Below are 22,682 nucleotides of genomic sequence, written 5' to 3'. Positions count from 1 at the left end.
GCCTTGTGCCGGGCATCCACGTCTTGACTCTCTACCCAGGTAAGAAAGACGTGGATGGCCGGGACGAGCCCACCACTGTCCGGTTCGATTTTTGTAGACAGGGTGCATGACGAGGATTCTTCTGTGTTTTGAGCGCTTCGCACACGTTCGAGACACCGAAGGAGGTCCACGCCATGCGGCATCAGAATAGCGTATTTCACAGTCTAACAAAGCACGTTCCTTGGTCTAAGTTCGAACAGATCGTGGAGAAGTACGGGGCCGACCGGCTGGTGCGGAAATTGACGACGAAGCGTCAGTTCATCGCATTGCTGTACGGGCAATTGAGCGGCTCGACGAGCCTGCGGGAGGTCGTGACCGGGATGGCGAGCCACGAGACGCGGCTTTATCACGTGGGGGCGGCACCGGTGAAGCGTTCGACGATGTCGGACGCCAATTCGACGCGGCCTTGGCAAGTGTTCAGCGAGCTGTTCGCGCAGATGCTGCCGCAAGCGCATCGTGGGCTGCGGCGCGCGACGGCAGACGCGGTCCGGCTCATTGATTCCACCAGTGTTCGGCTCTCCAGCCTGAGCGAAGGCTGGGCGACATTTTCGGCCGATGTGTTCGGCGCCAAGGCGCATATCGTCTACGATCCGAATGCCGATCGGCCGGTTTACTTTGCGGTGACGCCCGCTAACGTCAACGACATCACAGCCGCCAAGGCGATGCCGATCGAGCCGGGCGCAACCTACGTCTACGACCTCGGTTATTACGATTATGGCTGGTGGGCGCGGCTCGATGACGCCGGCTGCCGCTTCGTGACGCGACTGAAGAAGAATACCCCGTTCAGCGTGGTAAAGGAGAACCGCGTCCCCAAAAACAGCAATATTCTGCGCGACCGCGTCGGTCATTTGCCGGCCCGGCTCGCCAACAGCCGCAAAAATCCGCTGCAAGTTCCGGTCCGAGAGATCACCGTGATCATCGACACCGGTAAGCTGTTGCGCATCGTGACCAATGATCTCGACGCGCCGGCAGAAGAGATCGCAGAGCTTTACAAACAGCGCTGGCAGATCGAATTGTTCTTTCGCTGGGTCAAGCAGACGCTTCGAATCAGGCACTTCATCGGTGTCTCCGAGAATGCCGTCCGCATTCAGATCGCCATCGCCCTGATCGCCTTTCTCATCTTGCGCATGGCCCAGCTGGCTCAAAAAGCGGTGCACAGCCCTCTCGAATTTGCCCGCCTCGTCCGCACCAACCTCATGCACAGACGCCCGATCAACCATTTGCTCGAACCCCTACAGCCGATCCCGATAAACCCCGATCAGTTGAAACTTGGACTATACTTCCAATGAACCGGACAGTGGTGGGACGAGCCCGGCCATGACGAAGCAGAGAGTTATCGCTGAGGCCTAATCGCAGTTTTGAGGCGGCCTGCCTTTGGCCGCTGCTTTCGAATTCTCGCGATAAAATTCTGCAACGCCTCCGAGGGAGACCGCTTCGAGCTATAGGCCAGTCCGACCTGGCGTTTGACCTTGACCTCTATCTCGCGCACGGCGACGTCGGGACAGGCCCGCGCGACGCCTTCCGGGACGATGGCAATGCCGACGCCGGCGGCGACCAGCGCCATGGCCCAATCTTCCGACTCCGCGATCGCCGCGGTGTGGCGTGATGCGGCAGCGGTGAAGAATTCGCTCTGCTCGCAATGGCAGCGATCGATCATCGCGACATCAGCAAAATCCGACACACGCAGCCGGTCCTTCAAGGTGAGAGGATGCGATGGCGGCAGTGCCGCGACATAGCGCTCGCTCCAGAGCGGCACAAAATGCTCGTCGGCACGGCTCATGCTCTTGGAAATGATCCGCGCGTCCGCAGCCTCGTTCGCGCCGACCAGGCGCAGCGCCACGTCGGATGCTTCGGTCAGCGGCTTTAGCAAGGCGATGGTTCTCGGCAAATCGAGCGTGCGCATCAGCCCGAGTGTCAACGTTTGCCGTGCGGAAGGTTTCTTGAACAGGTTTCGCGCCGCGTCTGTGTCGTCGATGATGCGACGGGCGAGCGAATGCAGTTTTTCGGCCGCTTCCGTCGGTGCGACGCCCTTCTTGTGCCGGATGAACAAGGTCGTGCCGAGTTCGGCTTCGAGGTTGGTGATGGCTGCGGAGATCGATGGCTGCGAGATGAAGCAGCGCCTGGCCGCCGCGGTCAAATTACGCTCGCTGAACACGGCCGCGAAATATCGAAGCTCCCGGATATCCATAGTCTATTCCTATTGATAATATCAGATATCAATATTTTACCTATGACGCAGCGCATGGCAAGCAAAACACCGAGATCAAGAACAAGGAGCCGTCATGCGCATCCACCACCTCAACACCGGCACCATGTGCCCGATCGGACGGCGTTTCGTGAACGGCACCGGCGGCTTCTTCCAGCGCGCGCGGATGGTGTGTCACTGTCTCTTGATCGAGACCGATGACGGACTTGCGCTGGTCGATACCGGCATCGGGCTCGACGACATCGCGCAACCGCAACGGCTTGGCCACAGATGGGTGCGGCAGACGGCACCCCGGCTGGATCCGGCCGAGACGGCGGTTTTGCAAATCAAGTCGTTGGGTTATTCACCTGATGATGTGCGGCATCTGTTGCTGACGCATCTCGACCGCGATCATGCCGGCGGAGTGCCGGACTTCCCCAAAGCAAAAGTGCATGTTCACCGCGACGAGCATGCGATGGCGGTGTCGCACCAGATCGCCGCGCCAAAGGGCCGCTACATCGCCGAGCAGTGGAAGCACGGGCCGGATTGGAAATTCTACGACGAGGGCGGCGACGACTGGTTCGGTTTTAAGGGCGTGCGCGCGCTCGGCGATCGCGAACCGGATATCCTGATGATTCCGCTGCCCGGCCACACGCTCGGCCATTGCGGCATTGCCGTGCGCGGCAAGGACAAATGGCTGCTTCATGCCGGCGACAGCTATTTCTTCCACGGCCAGTTACAGGCGAAGGTCCGGATGCCGCTGGTGCTGGGTTACTTCCAACGCAGGGTCGACATGGATCGCGCGGCGCGAATGGCCAATCAGGAGCGCTTGCGGACGCTGAAGGCAAATCACGGCAACGAAGTGACGATCTTCAACAGCCACGATCCCGTCGATTACGAGAATTGCCGCTGCGGCGGACATTGAACGCGCCGCGCGATGATCGCCTCGCCCCGCTTGCGGGGAGAGGTCGGATTCGCGCAATCGCGCGAATCCGGGTGAGGGGGAGTCTCCGCATACGATGTGCTTCGGCATTCGCGGAGCCAGCCCCTCACCCCAACCCTCTCCCCGCGAAGAGCGGGGCGAGGGAGAAGAGCCGCGCGAGGCCGTTACCGCTTGGCAGGCGGCGGTGGCGCCGGCGGCGCTTCGGCCTGTTTCGCCGGCGGCGGCTCGCTCTGCACCTTGCAGCTTGCGGCGGCAAGCGAGGCTTGCGCTTGCGGCATCAGGCCGGGCTCGGGCGCGAGCGCCTTCATCACGATCAGTCCGGTCGGGGTCGGGGAATCGATGATCAGCCGGTCGGCGGCGGTGACGTCCTCGTCCTCCGGCAAATCGGCGTGCTGGGCGTCGGTCATCAGATCGAGCTCGATCACCTTGCGCCCCGCGGAGCGGTCGTTGATGGCGTAATAGGCGACCTCGTTGCGGGTATAGAACGACACCGACGTATAGGCCTGGCTGACGGGGACCGTGAGCTTGATCGAGCCGCCGGAGAGGTCGTAGCGGCAGATCGCGACCGCGAAGGCCGGATCCATGAACGGCATCGGCGCATTGTTGGGATCGGCGAGCGGCAGCGGCGTCACCGCGTTGAGTTTGGTCATCGGCGTCAGCCGCGAATAGGCGTCCTGAGTCGCGATCCGCGGCAGCGCCAGCACGCTGACGAGGTGCACGATGCCGCCCAGCAGCACGCCCGCGATAATCGTGAACAACAAGCGGATCACGGGCACCCCACCGTCGCAATGGAAGGCATCGGCGCATCGCGCGGCGCGCGCGTCGCAACGCCAACCGGTGTATCGTAAAGCCGCAGCATCAGCGCGTAGCGCTCGATGCCGCCGGTCGGGAGCCAGTTTCCGGCGCGCGAGCGCGACGCAACGCGTATCTCAAACGCACCGTCGGAGCCGCGGATGATCTCCTGGCTGGTAAAACCATAGCGTTGCAGCGAATTGGCAATCAGCCGTCCCTTCTGGTCGTACAGCGTCAAGGTCCAGAACCGCGCCGCCGGCGTAACGCCGGAGACGACGACGTCGCAGCGGCCGTCGAGCGGCTTCTTGCGGTCGTCCGATGTCGCCGAGAAGGCGACGCCGTCGCCGGTGCCGACCGGAAGCTCGCCGCTGCGCGCGATCGAGGCGCGCGAATAGGGATCGACGTCGGCGGTGCCGGTCTTGGGCCGGGCGGTCCAGGCGCCGATCGTGAGCGTGCCGAGATCGGTGCCGCGGGTCGCGGTCATCCAGGTCGCGCCTAACCCGACCACGGTGGCCAGCATCAGCGCCAGCAAGGTGACGAAGATCAGCCGCACGATTAGTTCTTGCGCGCGACCGGCGCAGCCGGATCAACCGGCGCTGCAGCGGCAAAACTGTCCGGGAATGCAATGGTGCTCGACGACACCGGCTTTGCAGGTTTTGCCGGATCGCCCGCGGTCTTGGCGGCATCGTCGAGCATCTTTTCGACCTGCACCAGGATATCGGCGCCGCGCTTGGTCAGGACCGGCGGCGGTCCCGGCTTGATTTCAGGCGGCTTTGGTACACCGGGGGCCGCCGCTGCGGAGGCGACCGGCTTCGGCGGCTGGGGGCCCGCGGCGGGATAACCGGGGATATCCTTGATCTCGACGCCCTGATGCGCCGCGACCATGATGTCGTGCCAGGTCTGCGCCGGCAGCGAGCCGCCGGTCATGCGGTTGGTCGGCGAGTAATCGTCGTTGCCGTACCACACCGCGCAGGTGAAGTTGCCGGTATATCCGACGAACCAGGCGTCGCGATAGGCGTTGGTGGTGCCGGTCTTGCCGGCGGTCGGGATGCCGTCCATCGCCGCGCGCCGCGCGGTACCTTCGCTGACGACGTGGCTCATCATGCCCACCATGTCGGAGGCGACCGACGCTGGAATGGCCTGCAGCGGCTTCTTGCCGTCGCGATCAAAACGCCAGACCAGATCCCCGGCGCCGGTGCGGACTTCCAGCACGGCATGCGGGGTGACCGATCTGCCCTTGTTGGGGAACGTCGCATAGGCGACCGCGTGTTCGATCACGGTGACTTCGTCGGCGCCGATCGGCAGCGAGGGCGTATCCGGCAGCGGCGCCTTGATGCCGAAGCGGCGCGCCACTTCCACGATCTTGGCGCGGCCGGCCTTCGGCCCGCCCTTGCCGCCGATTGCAATCGACAGTTTGACGGGAACGACGTTGATCGACCGGGTGATCGCCTGCGTCAGCGTCACCGCGCCCGAATAGGAGTGGCCGTAATTCTGCGGACACCAATTGCCGATGCACACCGGACCGTCGACCACGATCGAGGTCGGCTTGAAGCCGTTCATCAGCGCGGTCGAGTAGACATAGGGCTTGAACGAGGAACCGGGCTGCCGGTAGGCGTCCACGGCGCGGTTGAACTGGCTGGCGCCATAGTCGCGCCCGCCGACCATGGCGCGGACCCCGCCGTCGAGATCGGCCACCACGGTTGCGGCTTGCGTCGCATGATAATCGCGGCCGAATTGGCGCAGCTGGTTTTCGATGGCTTCTTCGGCGGCGCGCTGCACGTTCATGTCGATCGCGGTGCGGACCACGAACACGCGCTCATTGTAGGACCTTGGAAATGTGTCGACCAGCTTGCGCATCTCGTCGAACGCCCAGTCGAGATAATAGTTCGGCGAATTCTCGTCGCGGCGATCGACCGCGGTCGCCGGATTGCGCCGCGCGCCGAACACCTGGCCCTCGGTCATGAAGCCGGCGTCGACCAGATTGTCGAGCACCACGTTGGCGCGGGCGCGCGCGGCGGGCAGGTTGATATGGGGCGCGAATTTGGTCGGTGCCTTGAACAGGCCCGCCAGCATCGCGGCTTCCGCCAGATTGACGTCGCGCACCGACTTGTTGAAATAGAAATGCGCCGCGCCGTCGACGCCGAAGGTGCCGCCGCCCATATAGGCGCGGTCGAGATAGAGTTTGAGAATCTCGTTCTTGGAAAGCCGCGTCTCCAGCCAGATCGCGAGGAAGGCTTCCTTGACCTTGCGCTCGATGGTGCGCTCGTTGTTGAGGAACAGGTTCTTGGCGAGCTGCTGGGTGATCGAGGAGCCGCCTTGCCGGACGCCGCCGGCCTGCGCGTTGGTCACCAGCGCGCGTGCGGTGCCGGCGATGTCGATGCCGAAATGCTCGTAGAAGCGCCGGTCTTCGGTCGCAAGCGTCGCCTTGATCAGATTGTCCGGAAAATCCTCCAGCGGAATCGAATCATTGTGCTTGATGCCGCGGCTGCCGATCGGGTTGCCGTAGCGATCGAGGAAGCTCACCGCGAGGTCGGATTTTTTCAGCCAGTCCTCGTCGGCGGTTTCGCGAAAGGCCGGCACGGCGAGCGCCAGCATCAGGATCAGCCCGCCGAGCCCGATGGTAGCGGCTTCCGACAACGGCTCGATGAAGACCCAGCGTTTCCAGCGCCCGACATAGAAGCGGTCCATGAAGGTCGAGTAACGCTCATAGAGCTCACGGGTGCCCCGCAGCGAGGAGAACAGCGCCGAGTCGAAGCGCGCGTCCAGATCGAGACGGAAATTATTGAGCCGTCTTTTCCATTGGTCTGGGATGATCTTGCGCACCGGGACCTTGACCCTTGGTCGGTTCGAAAGCGTTCGAGCACCCTTCGAGGGCGCGGTCGAGACGTCTTGCGGGAATGTTGCGGCAAACCCAAGGCGCTTGTTGCGGCCTTAGGGGACTCGCTTTTGTTCTATCCGAGCGGGCGCGATAAACCAATGGTCGCGCTGCGATTTTGATCGACAGGGCTAATGCTGCCCACGGGCTTTTTTGCAACCGCGAACCACCCCACTTGCGGCGTTACCGTGCTAACCCCTAGATCGAATTCACTGATCGCCGTCCGAATCGCCGGAACCCATGACCGCACCGCCCAAACCGCCCTCCGCCCAGGAGGGATTCTTCTGGAAAACCAAGACGTTGGAAGAGATGTCCAACGTCGAATGGGAAAGCCTGTGCGACGGCTGCGCGCGCTGCTGCCTGGAAAAGCTCGAAGACGAGGATACCGGCAAGATCTATTTCACCCATGTCTCCTGCAAATTGCTGGATTCAGGGCTGTGCGCCTGCAAGGACTATGCGAACCGCTCCGACAAGGTTCCGGACTGCGTCAGGTTGACGCCGGAAAACGTCCGCACCCTGAACTGGCTGCCGCCGAGTTGCGGCTACCGGCTGGTGGCCGAGGGCCGCGACCTCTATTGGTGGCATCCGCTGATTTCGGGCGATCCCAATACCGTGCATGAAGCCGGCGTCTCCGTCCGCGGGCGGGTGCAGGGCACCGAGAACGAGATCGCCGATGCCGACCTCGAAGATCACATCGTGCAATGGCCGGCGCTGTTGCCGAAGCGGGCGCGGCTGAAAAAGCGGCCGCAATCCTGAATTTCGATCACGCGATTGCGAATGTCCGTTGGCGGGACGCACCCATGCGCGCAACCCGCTGCCGCAGAACGGATTTCCCCTCTAGATACTGATCGATAGAACGATTCCATCACGGCATTGCGCCGCGCGGTAAAAATACGCACGACATGAACAAGTATGAACGGCAGAGCCGTCACCCTGCCGGCCAACAGACATTGCCCGAACCGCTCGCCAGCGAGATTTCGCGGTTGCCTACGGAAGTGATCGAACTCTCCGATGCGCCGCCGATCACCCCGAAGGCGCCGCTGACGCCGAGCGAGGTCCGCACCATCCTGATGAGCCTGTTGCTGACAATGTTCCTGGCCGCCCTCGACCAGACCATCGTCGCGACCGCGCTGCCGACCATCGGCCGGCAATTCCAGGATGTCTCCAGCCTGTCATGGGTGATCACGGCCTATCTTCTGGCCTCGACCGCGGTGGCGCCCGTATTCGGCACGCTCAGCGACATCTATGGCCGCCGCGTCATGATCATCGCCTCGCTGGCGCTGTTCATCGCGGGCTCGATCCTGTGCGCGCTGGCGCCGAACATGCCGATCCTGATTCTGGCGCGGGGCCTGCAGGGGCTCGGCGGCGGCGGCATCATGCCGGTGGTGCAGACCGTGATTTCCGACGTGGTCAGCCCGCGCGAGCGCGGCCAGTATCAGGCCTATTTCAGCGGCGTCTGGATGGCGGCCGGTATCGGCGGGCCGGTGCTCGGCGGCCTGTTCGCCGAACATCTGCACTGGTCGATGATCTTCTGGATCAACGTGCCGCTCGGGCTCGTCTCGCTTGCGATGCTGCTGCCGAAGATGGCAAAGATCCCGACCTTTCACCGCCGGCGCAAGATCGACTGGCTCGGCGGCGTGCTGCTGATGGCGTCTGCGGTGGTGTTCATGCTGGTGCTGACCTGGGGCGGCAACCGCTATCTCTGGCTGTCGCCGACGATCATGGCGATGCTCGGCGCGTCGGTCGCGCTGGCGCTGGCTTTCGTGTGGCAAGCCGGACGGGCCGAAGAGCCATTTCTGCCGACCTCGCTGCTCGGCGGAACGGTGGTGCCCTATGCGATGGCCGCCGGCGGCTTCGGGCTCGGCGCGATGATCGGGCTGACAGTGCATCTGCCGCTCTATTACGAGGTGGTCTATCATCTCACGGCCAGCGAAGCGGGGCTGGCGCTGATTCCGCTGGCGGCGATTTCGACCGGGGGCGCGGCGATCGCCGGCCGGACCCTGATGCATGCCAAGCATTACAAGCGCGTTGCGATCATCGGCACGTCGTTCGCGACCCTGATGGGCTGCGCGCTGACGGCGGCGACCATGCCGCCGCTCTGGGCGCTGTTGGTACTGCTCTCGCTGTTTGCGGTCGGGCTCGGCACCGTGTTTCCGGTCAGCGTGGTATCGATCCAGAACGCGGTGGCGCGCTCGCAGGTCGGCACCATCACCGGCGCTTTGAATTTCTTCCGCGCGCTGATGGCATCCTTCACGGTGGCGGCGTTCAGCGCCATCCTGCTGATGGCGCTGGGCGCGGACATTTCGCTCTCCGGAGAGCATCGGGGACCGGTGAACTCGATCGCCCCTGCCGACATGATCGCGGCATTCCGCTATGTGTTCGCGGCCGCCACCGCCATGCTCGCCGCCGCAGCGCTTTGCATGGTGGTGATGGAGGAAAAGCCGCTGGCCGGCCCGGCCAAGCCGGTGGAGATGGCGGAGTAGGACGCGCTTTTGGCGTCGCCGGCGCGCCCCTTGGCTATGCTTGGGCCGCGATTTGATCTAACAGCGGCGCCAGCAAATCACCATCGAATCGGCAAGGAGCCGGCCATGAGCAAACCCTCGATCGAGCAGATACGGATGGGCTGCGAAGGCATCGCCTTCTGCATCGCGCGGACCCTGATCGAACGCGATCCGTCGCTGAAGGCGCCGATGCGCGCCAACCTGCGCAAGTTGTGGGAGCTTCTGGAGGAGCGCGAGGACCACGGCGCCGCCGACATGGTCGACGTCATGATCAAGGCGCTGAACGATCCCGCGTTTTTCAAACCGTGAGGTTAGAGCTCCGTGGCTTCATCCTTCGAGACGCGCGCAAGTGCGCGCTCCTCAGGATGAGGTCGGAGATATTTGCACAGCCTCTCAGGATGAGGTCTTAGACCCTCATGGTGAGGAGCGCGGCTGGGCCGCGCGTCTCGAACCACGAGGCCCCGCCTCAGTTCGCCCGTTCCAGCCGGGTGTCGATCTCTTCGCGCAACAGGGTAAAATCGATCGGCTTGGTCAGAAGCCCGATAGCGCCGCCTTCGATCGCCTTGCGCTTGGTATCGGGGTCGCCATAGGCGGTGATCATGATGACGGGAACGTCGGGCCGTATCTCCTTGACCTTGGGCAGCATCTCAAGGCCGGTCATGCCGGGCATGTTGATGTCGGAGAGGATCAGGATCAGGGTTTGCTCAATCGTGTTGGCGATGCGCGCCAGCGCGTCCGCCGCCGACATCGCAAAATCCATCACGAAGCGCTGGGCGCGCAAATCGCGGCGGAATTGCTGGCGGAACAGCGCCTCTACATCTGGTTCATCATCTACAACAAGAACTAAAACACTCACGTCTAACCTCTGGTTTTATTTGAAAGATTGCTGGTTCGCGGCAATATGATCTTGAACTCGGTAAATTCACCAGGTTCGGTATCAACCTCGATCGTGCCACCGTGTTGTTTCACAATGATGTCGTGGCTCATCGACAGCCCAAGCCCGGTCCCTTCGCCGGCCGGCTTGGTCGTGAAGAACGGATTGAACATCTTTTCCTTCACCTCGGCCGGAATTCCCGTGCCATTGTCGCGAATGCGGATTTCGACGGCATCGCCGAGATTTTTGGTGGTTGCCCGGACGACCGGATCAAAGCCCGAGCCGCCATGCTCCGCCTTGCGTTTGGTGACGGCGTAGAATCCGTTCGCGATCAGATTCAGGAGCACGCGGGTGATCTCCTGTGGAAACACTTCGACACTACCCGCCGTCGCGTCGAAGTCGCGCTGCAGGGTCACATTGAATTCACGCCTTTCGGCGCGGGCGCCATGATAGGCGAGATTGAGGCTCTCATCCAATAGCGCATTGATGTCGGAGGGGCGATGTTCGCCGGAACCTTCGCGCGAATGCAGCAGCATGTTCTTGACGATGGAATCGGCGCGCTTGCCGTGCTGAACCACTTTTGAAAGATTGTCCTTCAGCGTGCGGGTGATGTCGCCGACTTCCTCGCGGGTCTTGCCGTCGAGCGCTGCGGGTGCCAGCACCTCGTTCAATTCGTCGGTCAATTCCGCCGAGAGCGCGGCAAAATTGTTGACGAAATTCAGGGGGTTCTTGATCTCATGCGCGATGCCGGCGGTGAGCTGACCGAGCGAGGCGAGCTTCTCGGTCTGGATCAGGCGGTCCTGCGCGGCGCGCAAGTCGTCGAGCGATTTTGACAATTCCCGGGTGCGCGCCTGCACCTCCTCGAAAAGCCGCACGTTCGAGATGGCAATGACGGCTTGGTCGGCGAAGGTCTGCACAACCTCGATTTGTCGCTCGGTAAAAGGTGTCAGGTGGGATTGGCGCATGGTAATCACGCCGATCGCGGTGCCTTCGCGCATCAAGGGAACCGAGAGCAGCGCGCGGCGCTGCCCCACCGCCATCGGACCCTGACCGAATTCGGGGTCGGCGCCGATATCAGGAATATGCACCGTGCGCTTCTCGCGCGCCGCCCGTGAGGTCGACGAGCCAGCTTGATCGAGCGCGATCGGATTGTTTCGCAAAAACTCCAGATATTCCGGCATCGCGCCCGAGGCCGCCGCGATGTGGAACCGTCCGTCTTTGAGCAGGAAAATGGTCGAGGTTTCGGTGCCGCACAAATGCCGGGCTGTACCGACGATCACGTCGAGCACCGGTTGCAGCGAATCCGGCGAACTCGAGATGACTTTCAGCACATCGGATGTCGCGGTCTGGAACTCCAGCGATTCGCGCAAGTCTTCGGTCCGGGCCTGCACCTCCTCGAACAGGTGAACGTTGCCGATGGCGATCACGGCCTGATCGGCGAAAGTCTGCAGCAAGCCAATCTGCTTGTCACTGAAGGGATGCACTTCGATACGCCGAAGCACAATCGCTCCAATGCTCTCACCCTCTCGCAGCAGCGGTACGCTTAAAACCGTGCGATGGCCTCCCTCGAGACGCGACATCTCCTTTGCTTTTGGGAATTGATCGCCTTCAGCGGATAGCAGGTCGTGTACATGAACCGGCTTCTTGTCGAGGAACGCGCGTCCCGCGGTCACGTTGCGGTTGATTGGCAATCTATCGACACTTGTCGGTATCGGGCCGTTATGCGCGCTCAAACGTAGATCGTCGCCGTCCCTCAGGCGCACAACGGCATCGTAGGCCTCGCAAAGCTCGCAGGCGCTCTCCACAATGGCCTTGAGAACCGGCCCGACATCGGTCGGCGAGGAGGCGATCACACTGAGGATGTTGCTGCTCCCGGTCTGGTAGGTCAGTGCCTCCGTGAGTTCGCGGGTCTTTGCTTGCACCTCATCGAACAGGCGGACATTTTCGATTGCGATCACGGCCTGATCGGCGAAGGTTTGAACGAGTTCGATCTGCTTCTCGCTAAATGGCCGAGCCTCTCGCCGTGTCAGCACAAATACGCCGATCGGCGCTCCCTCTCGCAGCAAAGGAACGCCCAACCGCGTGCGTACCGGATACGGGTCGCCCGACATCAGCACATAATTCGGGTCTGTTTCGATGTCATGAATATGAATTGCTTTGCCTTCGAGCAAAACGCGTCCAACCGTGGTTTCTTTCCCCGGCAAGAACAAATAGTTCTCAAGAAATTCTTTCTTCGCAACGGTGAGTCCGCAGTTCGCGGCGAGGCGATAAGCGCCGTCCCGTGGCTGAAAGATCGTGCCCTCGTCGGCGTCGCACAGGCGCGCCGCCGATTCGACCAGCGTGTCGAGCACGGTCTGCAAATCGAACGCCGAGCGGCTGATCACCTTGAGCACGTCGGCGGTTGCGGTCTGCTGCTGCAGGGATTCGCTCAAATCATCGGTGCGTTGTCGAAGCTGGTCGAACAGGCGGACGTTCTCGATCGCGATGACGGCTTGATCGGCAAAGGTGGTGACGAGATCGATCTGCTTTTGCGTAAACGGTTCGACCCGCTGTCGCGCGAGAACGATGGTCCCGATCGGTTCATTCTCGCGCAGCAGTGGCACGCAGAGAGCGGTGTGCTGGCCGGCGAGTGAAGTGGATTCGCGCAGCGTGTATTCGGGATCGGTCGCGACGTCGAGGATCTGCACCGTGCGCCGCTCGAGCACAGCGCGGCCGGTGATGGTGCCCCTGTCCACCCTGAGCGGGTGGTTTTTGAGGAATTCGACGTAAGCTTCGGTGAAGCCGACGGCCGCGCCGGCTCGATACACATCGCCTTCCCGGCGCATGATGAAGGCCATCTCGGTATCGCATAACCGCGCGGCGGTCTGGACCAGTGTGTCGAGCACCGGCTGCAAATCGAAGGTCGAGCGGCTAATGGTCTTGAGCACGTCGCCGACCGCCGTCTGCTGCTGCAGGGATTCGCTGAGGTCGCGCGTCTTTGCCTGCACCTCATCGAACAATCGCGCGTTCTCGATCGCGATCACCGCCTGGTCGGCGAAGGTCCGCAGCAACTGAACATGATGGTCGGCGAACGAACCGGTCTCGACCCGCGTCACGCTGATGAGGCCGATCGGCGCGCCGTTGCTCATCAACGGTGAGAACAACACGCTGCGGAAACCACGCATTCGCGCGAGTTGCTTGAAGTCTGCCTCCGGCATGTTTTCCGTGTCGGAAATTTGAGTCACTTCGCCGGTTTGCACGAGCTGGATTGCCGCAAAGTTCGGTATCGGCCGGGGGAACGTATTCTTCAACATTTCATCCGCTGCCGGATTGGTCGGCGTGAATGCTGCGAGGTGGGCGAAGCCGTCGACAGCGCGAAATACGGCGGTAGAAAACCCACCGAGCAGCCTGTTGGCGCTGGCCGCAATGGCGTTGAACACCGGCTGCACATCCGACGGTGAAGAGGCGATGACCTTCAGGATGTCGGCGGTCGCCGTCTGCCGCTCCAGCGCCTCTTTGGTCTCGTTGAACAGCCGCGCGTTCTCGATGGCGATCACGGCCTGGTCGGCAAAACTCTGCAGCAGCGCGAGCTCCTCGGCCGTAAAAGGTTCGGGGCGGTCGCGATGCACGACCAGAGCACCGATCGCCTTGCCCTCGCGCCGAAGCGGCGTGCCGGCCAACGCGCGGGCTCCCGCGGCGCGCGCATGTGGCAGAGTGGGCCAGTCGGCGATCGCAGGGTCGGGATGGTCCACATCGGGAATGTGGATCTGCCGATTTTCGCGAAAGACCGTGCTGGGAAGATTGCGCGCGCCGATCCCGAGCTGCGCCGCCGAAACCTCCGAGCCGACACGTTGTGAACTGGGGCCGACGCGGATCATCCGGGCCCATTCGTCGGCGCCAGCGATATTGAGCGTGACGCTCGAAGCGCCGAACAGGCGCGCGGTGATCTCGACAATCTGCTGCAACGACCGCTCGGCATCGCTGGGCGAGCTGGCGATGGCACTCAGGATTTCGGCGCTGGCGTTCTGCCGCTCCAGCGCCTCCCTGGTCTCGTTGAACAGCCGCGCGTTCTCCATCGCGATCACGGCCTGCGCGGCAAAGCTTTCCACCATCGCGATCTGCCGGTCCGAGAACGGCTTTACCTCCTGGCGATAGATGCCGAATGTCCCAAGTATGGCACCATGCCTGCGCAGTGGCACGACGAGGAGCGTGCGGATGCCGCCGAGATCGGCGGCCGCGCGGGGCAGGGGATCGCCGTTGCGATATCCCTCCGAGTTGATGAGATCGGCGACCTGGACAAAACTCTCGGTCCCGCCGAGCAGGCGCAACTGCACATGGCTCGGGTGATGTGGCCCCCGCTGGAGGAACTCGACATAGGCTGGTGACGCACCGCGGATCGCCGACGCGCGCATCAACTCACCGTCATAGGTCCAAAATACGCCGACCTGCGCCTCGCACGGTCGCAACGCCTTATCCAGGATCGCCTCGAATACGGGGGAGAGATCAGCGGGCGACGAATTGATCACCTGCAATATCTCGGCGGTCGCGGCCTGCTGCGCGATCGCTTCGTCGCGCTCGGCGGCGGTCGCCTGGAGCTGCTGTTCGAGCTCGGCAATCCTGCGCCTGAGATCGACCACCCCATCCTTTGGAAGCGCGGTCATCCACTCAAATCCATTTCACCCGGGGCCACGCGGCGCCAGGCTCAAAAAACCCGTAAGGGAGCCCGATTATTTCATCCTGGAACGGTCAGGGCCAGCGGTTCCCGGACAATTTTCCAGCGGCTGCGTTAATCCCGGGCGCGGGAAGGCCGTTCTTGCGGCTATGTCAGGTCCCCGGCCGCGAAACCTCGGTCTCTTTGCTGGTAATGAATTCCAGCAGCACCGGAATGCCTTCTTTTGTCTTCGCAATGCCGCGCTTGATCGCCGGGATGATGTCCTCCGGCTTCGTCACCCGCTCGCCATAACCCCCAAAAGCCCGCGCCATGGCAGCATAGTCGCCGGAAATATCGGTCGAACGATATTTCTCCGTCGAAATCGGCATCACCTTCAATTCGATCGCCATCGAAAAATTATTCAACAGAATCGACATGATCGGGATGCGCTCGCGCACCGCGGTCTCGAAATCCATCCCCGTAAAGCCGATCGCGGCGTCGCCCCAGACATTGATGCAGAGCTTTTCCGGTTTTGCGAGCTTGGCGCCCATCGCGAGCCCTAGCCCGTAACCGAGCTGCGTGGTCTTGCCCCAGCCGATATAGGACAGAGGTTCGACCGGCTTCCAGAACGGCGACAGCTGGTCGCGCGGGCTGCCGGCGTCATGGGTGATGATGGTGTTGTGGATGTCGACGGTGTGCTGCAGATCCCAGAGCACGCGGTAGGGATTTAGTGGCGCGTCATTGCTCTTCAGCTTCGGCATCCATTTGGCGAGCCACTCTTCGTGCAAGGCCGCGATCTCGGCGGCGACGGTTTTGGCGTCGCGATCCGAGGTGACACTCTTGCCGATCTCTTCGAGTAGCGCGTCGAGCACCAATCCGGCATCGCCGACCAACCCGATTTTGGCCTCGACATCCTTGTTGAGATGCGCGGGGTCCAGCGTCGAATGGATGATGGTCTTGCCCTTGGGCATGGCGATGCCGAAGGAGGTTTCCGTGAACGAGCAGCCAATCCCGAAAATCACATCGGCCTCGGCCAGGAATTTTGGCACTGCGCGCGGCACTGCGAGGCCGCCGGAGCCGAGCGACAGCGGATGCGTCTCGGGGAACGACGATTTGCCGCCGAGGCTGGTGGTGACGGGGATAGCGAGCCGCTCGGCGAGCCGTCTCAACTGCGGCCAGGCTCTTGCGTAATGCACGCCCTGGCCGGCATAGATTACCGGCCGTTTGGCACCGATCAACAGTGCGGCGGCTTCCTTCACATGCACGGGATCGGCGCCGTAGCGGGTGCGCAACACCGGCGTGTAGTTCAAGGGCTCCGGCACTTCCTCGTTCCACATGTCGGCCGGGATTTCGACGATCACCGGTCCGCCGCGGCCGTTTTTCAATTTTGTAAAGGCGCGTCGAAAAATGTTGCCTACTTCAGCGGCGAGGTTGATCGGCTCGGATGATTTTGCAAAGGCCTTCATCGCCTGGCTGGAATTGAAGTTCGGCTCGATATTGGCGAGCCTTCGCGCATAACCCATCGGCAGCACCAGGACGGGGACGGATTCGCCAAAGCATTGCGCCACGCCGCCCATGGCGTTTTCCGCGCCGGGGCCGTGCTGCATGCAGAAGGCGCCGATGCTGCGCCCGGAGGTGACGCGCGAGATCGCGTCCGCCATGTGCAGCCCGATGCGCTCCTGCCGCACCATGATGGGGCGGATATCGGCGTTGGCCGCGTGCTCGATGAGATGGTTCACTGGATAGCCGCAGAGGATCTCAATTCCCTCGCGCTTCATGATTTCCGCAATGGCGGTGCCGAGCTTCATGGCAATCCCTCCCCAAAACGGCCGATGTCGAGCTCGGCCTGTGCGGTAGTTGGAACAGGAATTTGCCGATCGGTAAAGCGCGTACTCAGCGTTTTGGACGAAGCTCAGCTATCTCGTTTTGCATCTCAGTAGCGCACCCCGCAGCGAACACAGGACGGCCTGCGCCATTCGGGCATGGTTGTTGGGACTTCTGCAGCGTTTCAACGGCGCGTTGCTCATCGATGTTGGTCGCTGACGGTCCCGATATGGTTCCTTCGCAGTTCCCGCTCAGGCGCTCCGCGGTTGGCTGGCCTCGTGCTCACTTCGCGGGATGAGGGCGAAACCGGAGGTAAATTTCCGGCACCGCCGTTTGCGGGGAGGGCGCCAAAATGGTTGCGGTGAAAAATCGACCATCGTCTTAACCGATCGTTCAGAGTGTTCGTGAACGAGCCGGCAACCAATCGGACCTAGATTTGCCCGACCCTGCGTGAGGATCCGGCGGCGAACGCCGACAGGAGGTTCGATGCGGCAGCTATTTTCAAGATTTCTCGGCGACGAGACCGGCGCTACCGCGATCGAATACAGCATTATCGCCGTCGGCATCAGCATCGTGATCGTCACGGCTGTCAACGGCATCGGCACCGCGCTGAAGGTCCCGTTCAACACGGTGAGCACGTCGCTGAAATGATTTTGCTGAAGTCACTTTGCTGAAGTCATTTGCCCGAAAATGATTTGAGCTGCCGGCGATCGAGCCGCGCGCTCAGCGCTCGCTGCCATCGCCGTTCAGTGCCCGCATCATCCCGATCCGCGCGAACATCAACCAACCGCCGCCGGTCTCCGCGGCATTGATCAGGTTCTCGACCGCGGTCTGCCAGCGCTCGAGCTGTTGCTCGTGTTCCGGCAGCTTCATGATGTAATCTGCGGCGTGCTGGAGCGTGGTGATCGTAGCCCCGCCGCGCAAGCGTATCGGCTCATCGAAGGGCGTCGACCACGGCATCTCGGGCCGGGCGTTGCGCTAACCCGCTTTTTTCGATCGTGTTGCTGCCCGCACCGGCTTCTCGGCCTTCTTCGGCGCCGGCACCTTTGCCTCTTCCTTGGCGGCGCGCTTGCCGCTGATCGGCAACAGCATCTCGCGCTGGCCCGAGGCGGCCTTGCGCGGCTTCTTGCCCCCGGCCTTGGCTACGGGAGCGGCCTCTTTCTCGCTGGCGAGGCTGCGCTTTAACGCGTCCATCAGATTGATGACATTGCCGCTCGATTTCGGCGCGGCCTTGGCGGTCGTGAGCACACCGCTGCGCTTCTTGTTGATGAGGTCGATCAGCGCGGATTCGTAGCGGTCCTCGAACTCTTCGGGTTCGAACGATCCGGATTTCTGCTCGACGATGTGCTTGGCGAGATCGAGCATGTCCTTGGTGATTTTGACGTCCTGGATGTCGTCGAAATATTCCCTCTCGCTGCGCACCTCGTAAGGGTACCGCAACAGCGTGCCCATCAGGCCCTTGTCGAGCGGTTCGAGCGCAATGATGTGCTCGCGGTTGGTCAGCACCACGCGGCCGATCGCGACCTTGTTCATGCTGCGGATGGTTTCGCGGATCACCGCGAAGGCGTCGTGGCCGACCTTGCCGTCGGGCACGAGATAATAGGGGCGGATCAGATAGCGGTTGTCGATGTCGGATTTGGGCACGAACTCGTCGATCTCGATGGTGCGCGTCGAGTCCAGCGCGATCTCGTCGAGTTCCTCCTTCGACACCTCGATATAGGTATCGGTGTCGACCTTGTAGCCCTTCATGATGTCTTCGTTGGCGACTTCCTCGCCGGTGTCGGCATCGACCTTGGCATATTTGATGCGATGGCCGGTCTTGCGGTTGATCTGGTTGAACGAGACCTTTTCGGTGTCTGAGGTGGCCGGATACAGCGCGACCGGGCAGGTCACGAGCGACAGCCGCAAAAAGCCTTTCCAGTTGGCGCGGGGGGCCATGGCAAACTCCGAATACGCAACCGACAAACCCCAAGGATAACACCGAGGGACCGGGTTTCAAAGAAGCGTGGCGGGGGAATCTCGCAACGGCGTTAACCGTGCCCGGGCGGGTCCCGGCGCATTCCGGAATTAGATACCGGGCGCAGGGGCGATGTGCGCCCGTCCGCGCTCGCCCAAGCCCCTAAAGCCCGGAACATCATAGGGAATCATGCGTTGCTTCCAAAACCTCGCGCCGCACAACGTTCCAGCCATCAGAAAATCGAGGGCATCATGGCAACGAGACAAGATCGCCAGATCATCGAAACCCCGACCGAAGCGCGCCAGGGCGAGCCCGGGCCGTCGGTACTTGCCCTCCTGATCGTCTCGACCGGGCTTGCGATGCTGATCCTCGGGCTGGCGTGGTTCGTTCTCTTCCGCACCTGAGCGGGCCGAACGCCGCGCGCTCGTCTCCCTGACGCCAAACCGAAAGCGAGAAGCGGCCGGTTACACGCCGGTTGCCGAGCGCGGCCGGTTGCAATAGGACCGTGAGGCCCGTGATGCCCGTCCGGAAATGCGAACACGCCGTATGCGCCTGACCTACGTCATTCCGGATATTCACGGCCGCTACGATCTGCTCAGCGATGCGCTCTCAGGCATCACGGCGCGTTCGGGAGGCGAAGCCGGCTGCATCGTCACGATCGGCGACTATGTCGACAAAGGCCCGCAAAGCCGGGAGGTCATCGACCGCTTGCGCTTAGGCGTCGGCGCGCCCTGGCGCCTGGTGACGCTGAAGGGCAACCACGACGCCATGATGGTGGAGGCTTTGCGCGATCCCGCGAAGATGGCGGCGTGGCTGGAGAAGGGCGGCGATACGGCGCTCGCCTCCTATGGCGGCGATCCCGGCGACGTGCCGCGGGCCCATATTGCCTGGCTCGACCAGCTTCTTCTGATGCATGTCGACACCTATCGCCTCTACGTTCACGCCGGCGTCGATCCGGAAATTCCGCTCGATCGGCAGAGCCAAGCGACGTTGTTGTGGAAGCGCTACCCGAAGGGATTTTCCGGGGGTTTCGGCACGCTCCATGTGGTGCACGGCCATGACAATTATCCGGACGGCCCGTTGCTGCATGAGGGCCGCAGCAATCTGGACACGCAGGCCTGGCGGACCGGACGGCTGATGGTCGGGGTGTTCGATGACGACAGGCCGGGCGGTCCGGTTGACTTTATCGAAATCAGGGGACCGCCGGCCGAAGGCTAGCCGCAACCCGTGCGGCGCAGCAGCATTTGGGGCTTTCCGACTCGGCGCGTTCAGCGTTTAGATCGGACCGGGCGCCGCATCAAAATGCGGCAAAGCCGGTTATGGATAAAAAGTAACGTTGCGGGGTTGGCTCTGTTCATAAACGGTTCACGCCGGCGGAGGTCATCTTGATGGCGGATGTCGTGCAACTCTTATTTTGGAGACCAGCGTGCGCCTGCTCGTTGTTGAAGACGACCCCGATCTAAATCGCCAGCTTACCACGGCGCTGTCCGACGCCGGCTATGTCGTCGATCGCGCTTTCGATGGCGAGGAAGGGCATTTCCTCGGCGACAGCGAGCCCTATGACGCCGTCGTGCTCGACATCGGCCTGCCGAAAATGGACGGCATCTCGGTGCTCGAGGCGTGGCGCCGCAACGGCCGCGCGATGCCGGTGCTGATCCTCACCGCGCGAGACCGCTGGAGCGACAAGGTGCAGGGCTTTGACGCCGGCGCCGACGACTATGTCGCAAAGCCGTTTCATCTCGAGGAGGTGCTGGCCCGGATCCGCGCGCTGCTGCGCCGCTCCACCGGCCACGCCCAGTCGGAACTGACCTGCGGACCGGTCTCGCTCGATACCAGGACCGGCCGCGTCAGCGTGGCGGGCAATCCGATCAAGATGACCTCGCACGAGTACCGGCTGCTCGCCTATCTCATGCACCACAGCGGACGCGTCGTGTCGCGCACCGAACTGGTGGAGCATCTCTACGACCAGGATTTCGACCGCGACTCCAACACTATCGAAGTATTCGTCGGCCGCATCCGCAAGAAGCTCGACGTCGATATCATCCAGACCGTGCGGGGGCTGGGCTATCTCTTGACGCCGCCATCGCCGGGTACCTGATTAAGGTTGCCTGATCGAGGATTACCTCATCAAGGGTGTTGATCCGGCGCCGATCTTACTCTTTTGTCCGAGCATGATCTTGTCCGAATACCGGCATCCGTCCCCCGGGCCCCGGCCCGGGGACATGCATTCCGACATCGTGCGCTGATGCGCGGCAGTTCGCTCGCCACGCGGCTGTTTCTATCCGCGACCGCCTGGCTGGTGGTGATCCTGGCGATCACCGGGATCGTGCTGTCATCGGTCTACCGCAGCGCCACCGAGCGCGCCTTCGATCGCCGCCTCAACCTCTATCTGCGGACCCTGATCGCCGAGGTCGCAACCCCCGACGAGCCCCCCGACCGCCAGTTCCAGTCGCTCGGCGAACCGTTGTTCGAGCTGCCGCTGTCGGGCTGGTACTGGCAGATCACCCGGACCGACACCGACAAGGCGGAGGTGCGGCGGTCGCGATCGCTGTGGGACAAGAACCTGCCCAAGCTCGAGGATCACGCCGTCGATCTGACCGCGGCCGGCATCCGGCTCGGTTATGTCGACGGTCCCGAGGGCCAGAATCTCCGCATGGTGGAACGGCCGGTCGATCTCGGCGCCGACGGCAAGTTCCTGGTCTCCGTCGCCGGCGACGCCACCGAGATTTTCGATGAAATCCGCAGCTTTGACTATTACCTCGGCGGCACCTTTACAGCGCTCGGCATCGTGCTGCTGTTGACCACGATTTTCCAGGTCCGTTTCGGTCTGGCGCCGCTGAAACGCATCTCGGAAGCGATCGCCGATATCCGCTCCGGCCGCGCCGAGCGGCTCGAGGGCGAATTTCCCGTCGAGATCGCGCCCTTGGCGCGCGAGACCAATGCGCTGATCGAGGCCAACCGGGAAATCGTCGAGCGCGCGCGCACCCATGTCGGCAATCTCGCGCACGCCATCAAGACGCCGCTGTCGGTGATCGTTAACGAAGCCACCGCCCATGTCAGCGATCCCTTCGCGACCAAGATTCTGGAGCAGGCCGATGTGATGCGCGACCAGGTGGCGCATCATCTGGAGCGCGCGCGGATCGCCGCGCGTCTCACCATTGTCGGCACGGTCACCGAGGTCGCGCCCGTGATCGAGGCGCTGCGCCGGACCATGGAGAAGATCCATCGCGATCGCGGCATCGCCATCGCCGTCGATGCCGACCCGCAGGCGAAATTCCGCGGCGAGCGGCAGGACCTCGAGGAGATGGCCGGCAACCTCGTCGACAATGCCTGCAAATGGGCGACCTCGCATGTCTTCATCGAGGTGCTGGTCGAGCGGCCGGCCGAGCCCGGCGCCAGCCCGAGGCTGCGGATCATCGTCGACGACGACGGGCGGGGACTATCGGCGGCCGAGCGCGCGCAGGTGTCGCGCCGCGGCCAGCGGCTCGACGAATCCAAGCCGGGTTCCGGGCTCGGGTTGTCGATCGTGGTCGACCTTGCCGCGCTCTATGGCGGCGGCCTCACCCTCGGCAACGCGCCGATCGGCGGCTTGCGGGCCGAACTGGTGCTGCCGGGAAGCTGAATCGCCGCGCCGTCAACAGGGGTCACTTGATCTTGTTGATGCGGCGCAAATCCGCATCGATCCGTGATTGCCAGCCCGGCCCCTTGGCCTTGTAGGCTTCGAGCACCTCCCCGGACAGCCGCAGCGAAACAAGCTTTTTGGTCGGTGCCTTGTTCGGGCCACGCCCTCTTCGGATCGAAGCCGCAAGTTCGGGAAATGCTTCTGCAAAGGGCTTTGCCCTCGCAATTTGCGAGGCCGTCAGCTCGGGACTTTGAACGTTGTCCCAATCCTTCTTGGTATAGCCATGGCCCGGCTTGAACGGTTTCTGGCGCTTACCCATCGATCAATCTCCGCTCCTTTCGACTAGCCGGTCGCATGCTGATGACGCTGAGCCCTTCGCAATCTGCCGGCCCTACTTCGCCGGGACGACAACCGAGCCCTCAAAGAACCCTTCGTCCAAA

General features: G+C 62.7%; 20 protein-coding genes. 10 read left to right on the top strand and 10 right to left on the bottom strand.

Annotation, left to right across the window (positions count from 1 at the left end; all coding sequences use genetic code 11):
* Positions 1–173 precede the first annotated feature (173 nt).
* Complete coding sequence (locus tag B5526_RS05395) at positions 174–1,328, top strand: IS4 family transposase (protein WP_079544713.1); 1,155 nt, start codon at positions 174–176, stop codon at positions 1,326–1,328.
* A gap of 44 nt (positions 1,329–1,372) precedes the next feature.
* Here B5526_RS05395 and B5526_RS05390 read toward each other — a convergent pair whose 3' ends face one another.
* Positions 1,373–2,227 (bottom strand): LysR family transcriptional regulator, encoded by an 855-nt coding sequence (locus tag B5526_RS05390; protein ID WP_079537266.1) that lies wholly within the window; start codon positions 2,225–2,227, stop codon positions 1,373–1,375.
* Between the two features lie 94 nt (positions 2,228–2,321).
* On the opposite strand from B5526_RS05390, the gene B5526_RS05385 reads away from it, so the two are divergent.
* Positions 2,322–3,149 carry an MBL fold metallo-hydrolase gene (locus B5526_RS05385; protein ID WP_079537265.1) on the top strand — a complete coding sequence of 276 codons (828 nt, stop codon included), beginning with the start codon at positions 2,322–2,324 and terminating at the stop codon, positions 3,147–3,149.
* Positions 3,150–3,331: 182 nt separating this feature from the next.
* Here B5526_RS05385 and B5526_RS05380 read toward each other — a convergent pair whose 3' ends face one another.
* From B5526_RS05380 to B5526_RS05370, 3 genes are read right to left on the bottom strand one after another with little or no spacing between them, the layout of a single operon-like run.
* Entirely contained in the window at positions 3,332–3,937 is a 606-nt protein-coding gene (locus tag B5526_RS05380) for a DUF1254 domain-containing protein (protein WP_079537264.1), read from the bottom strand.
* Positions 3,934–4,512: a DUF1214 domain-containing protein gene (locus B5526_RS05375; protein ID WP_079537263.1), complete on the bottom strand. Its 579-nt coding sequence runs from the start codon at positions 4,510–4,512 to the stop codon at positions 3,934–3,936. Before B5526_RS05375 ends, B5526_RS05380 begins: the two co-directional genes overlap by 4 nt.
* A 2-nt stretch (positions 4,513–4,514) precedes the next feature.
* Positions 4,515–6,782 carry a transglycosylase domain-containing protein gene (locus B5526_RS05370; protein WP_079537262.1) on the bottom strand — a complete coding sequence of 756 codons (2,268 nt, stop codon included), beginning with the start codon at positions 6,780–6,782 and terminating at the stop codon, positions 4,515–4,517.
* 292 nt (positions 6,783–7,074) lie between these two features.
* On the opposite strand from B5526_RS05370, the gene B5526_RS05365 reads away from it, so the two are divergent.
* The 3 genes from B5526_RS05365 to B5526_RS05355 all read left to right on the top strand — a co-directional run bounded on the left by B5526_RS05365 (position 7,075) and on the right by B5526_RS05355 (position 9,644).
* Positions 7,075–7,590, top strand: a complete 516-nt coding sequence (locus B5526_RS05365; protein WP_079537261.1) for a YcgN family cysteine cluster protein — start codon at positions 7,075–7,077, stop codon at positions 7,588–7,590.
* Between the two features lie 146 nt (positions 7,591–7,736).
* Positions 7,737–9,317: an MDR family MFS transporter gene (locus B5526_RS05360; RefSeq protein ID WP_079537260.1), complete on the top strand. Its 1,581-nt coding sequence runs from the start codon at positions 7,737–7,739 to the stop codon at positions 9,315–9,317.
* A gap of 105 nt (positions 9,318–9,422) precedes the next feature.
* Positions 9,423–9,644 (top strand): hypothetical protein, encoded by a 222-nt coding sequence (locus B5526_RS05355; RefSeq protein ID WP_154071137.1) that lies wholly within the window; start codon positions 9,423–9,425, stop codon positions 9,642–9,644.
* 157 nt (positions 9,645–9,801) lie between these two features.
* Here B5526_RS05355 and B5526_RS05350 read toward each other — a convergent pair whose 3' ends face one another.
* The 3 genes from B5526_RS05350 to B5526_RS05340 form a co-directional block, all read right to left on the bottom strand.
* A complete protein-coding gene (locus tag B5526_RS05350; RefSeq protein ID WP_079537258.1) occupies positions 9,802–10,191 on the bottom strand; it encodes a response regulator in 390 nt (129 codons plus the stop codon).
* Between the two features lie 2 nt (positions 10,192–10,193).
* A complete protein-coding gene (locus B5526_RS05345) occupies positions 10,194–14,849 on the bottom strand; it encodes a GAF domain-containing protein (RefSeq protein ID WP_079537257.1) in 4,656 nt (1,551 codons plus the stop codon).
* Positions 14,850–15,012: 163 nt separating this feature from the next.
* The gene (locus B5526_RS05340; RefSeq protein ID WP_079537256.1) at positions 15,013–16,647 is read right to left on the bottom strand and encodes a thiamine pyrophosphate-requiring protein; all 1,635 of its coding nucleotides are present in this window, start codon (positions 16,645–16,647) and stop codon (positions 15,013–15,015) included.
* Positions 16,648–17,149: 502 nt separating this feature from the next.
* On the opposite strand from B5526_RS05340, the gene B5526_RS05335 reads away from it, so the two are divergent.
* Positions 17,150–17,314, top strand: coding sequence for a Flp family type IVb pilin (locus B5526_RS05335; protein WP_079537255.1), 165 nt, complete (start codon positions 17,150–17,152; stop codon positions 17,312–17,314).
* Positions 17,315–17,386: 72 nt separating this feature from the next.
* Here B5526_RS05335 and B5526_RS05330 read toward each other — a convergent pair whose 3' ends face one another.
* On the bottom strand, positions 17,387–17,623 hold the full coding sequence (locus B5526_RS05330; RefSeq protein WP_079537254.1) for a hypothetical protein: 237 nt from the start codon (positions 17,621–17,623) through the stop codon (positions 17,387–17,389).
* Between the two features lie 18 nt (positions 17,624–17,641).
* The gene (locus B5526_RS05325) at positions 17,642–18,601 is read right to left on the bottom strand and encodes a Ku protein (protein WP_079537253.1); all 960 of its coding nucleotides are present in this window, start codon (positions 18,599–18,601) and stop codon (positions 17,642–17,644) included.
* Positions 18,602–18,871: 270 nt separating this feature from the next.
* On the opposite strand from B5526_RS05325, the gene B5526_RS38375 reads away from it, so the two are divergent.
* The 4 genes from B5526_RS38375 (at position 18,872) to B5526_RS05310 (ending at position 22,242) form a co-directional block, all read left to right on the top strand.
* Positions 18,872–19,024 carry a hypothetical protein gene (locus B5526_RS38375; RefSeq protein WP_172841975.1) on the top strand — a complete coding sequence of 51 codons (153 nt, stop codon included), beginning with the start codon at positions 18,872–18,874 and terminating at the stop codon, positions 19,022–19,024.
* A gap of 142 nt (positions 19,025–19,166) precedes the next feature.
* Positions 19,167–19,838, top strand: coding sequence for a metallophosphoesterase (locus tag B5526_RS05320; RefSeq protein ID WP_079537252.1), 672 nt, complete (start codon positions 19,167–19,169; stop codon positions 19,836–19,838).
* Positions 19,839–20,046: 208 nt separating this feature from the next.
* Complete coding sequence (locus B5526_RS05315) at positions 20,047–20,718, top strand: response regulator transcription factor (RefSeq protein WP_079544712.1); 672 nt, start codon at positions 20,047–20,049, stop codon at positions 20,716–20,718.
* Between the two features lie 147 nt (positions 20,719–20,865).
* On the top strand, positions 20,866–22,242 hold the full coding sequence (locus tag B5526_RS05310) for a sensor histidine kinase (RefSeq protein WP_079537251.1): 1,377 nt from the start codon (positions 20,866–20,868) through the stop codon (positions 22,240–22,242).
* A 22-nt stretch (positions 22,243–22,264) separates the two neighbouring features.
* Here the strand turns inward: B5526_RS05310 and B5526_RS05305 are convergent, their stop codons facing one another.
* Positions 22,265–22,561: a BrnA antitoxin family protein gene (locus B5526_RS05305; protein WP_079537250.1), complete on the bottom strand. Its 297-nt coding sequence runs from the start codon at positions 22,559–22,561 to the stop codon at positions 22,265–22,267.
* Positions 22,562–22,682: the final 121 nt, after the last annotated feature.

Origin of the sequence: Bradyrhizobium lablabi (genome assembly GCF_900141755.1) — a bacterium.
In the GTDB taxonomy this organism is placed as follows: Bacteria; Pseudomonadota; Alphaproteobacteria; order Rhizobiales; family Xanthobacteraceae; genus Bradyrhizobium; species Bradyrhizobium lablabi_A.
The sequence above is the reverse complement of the archived record's forward strand: the minus strand, read 5'-3'. Positions and strand labels throughout refer to the sequence as shown.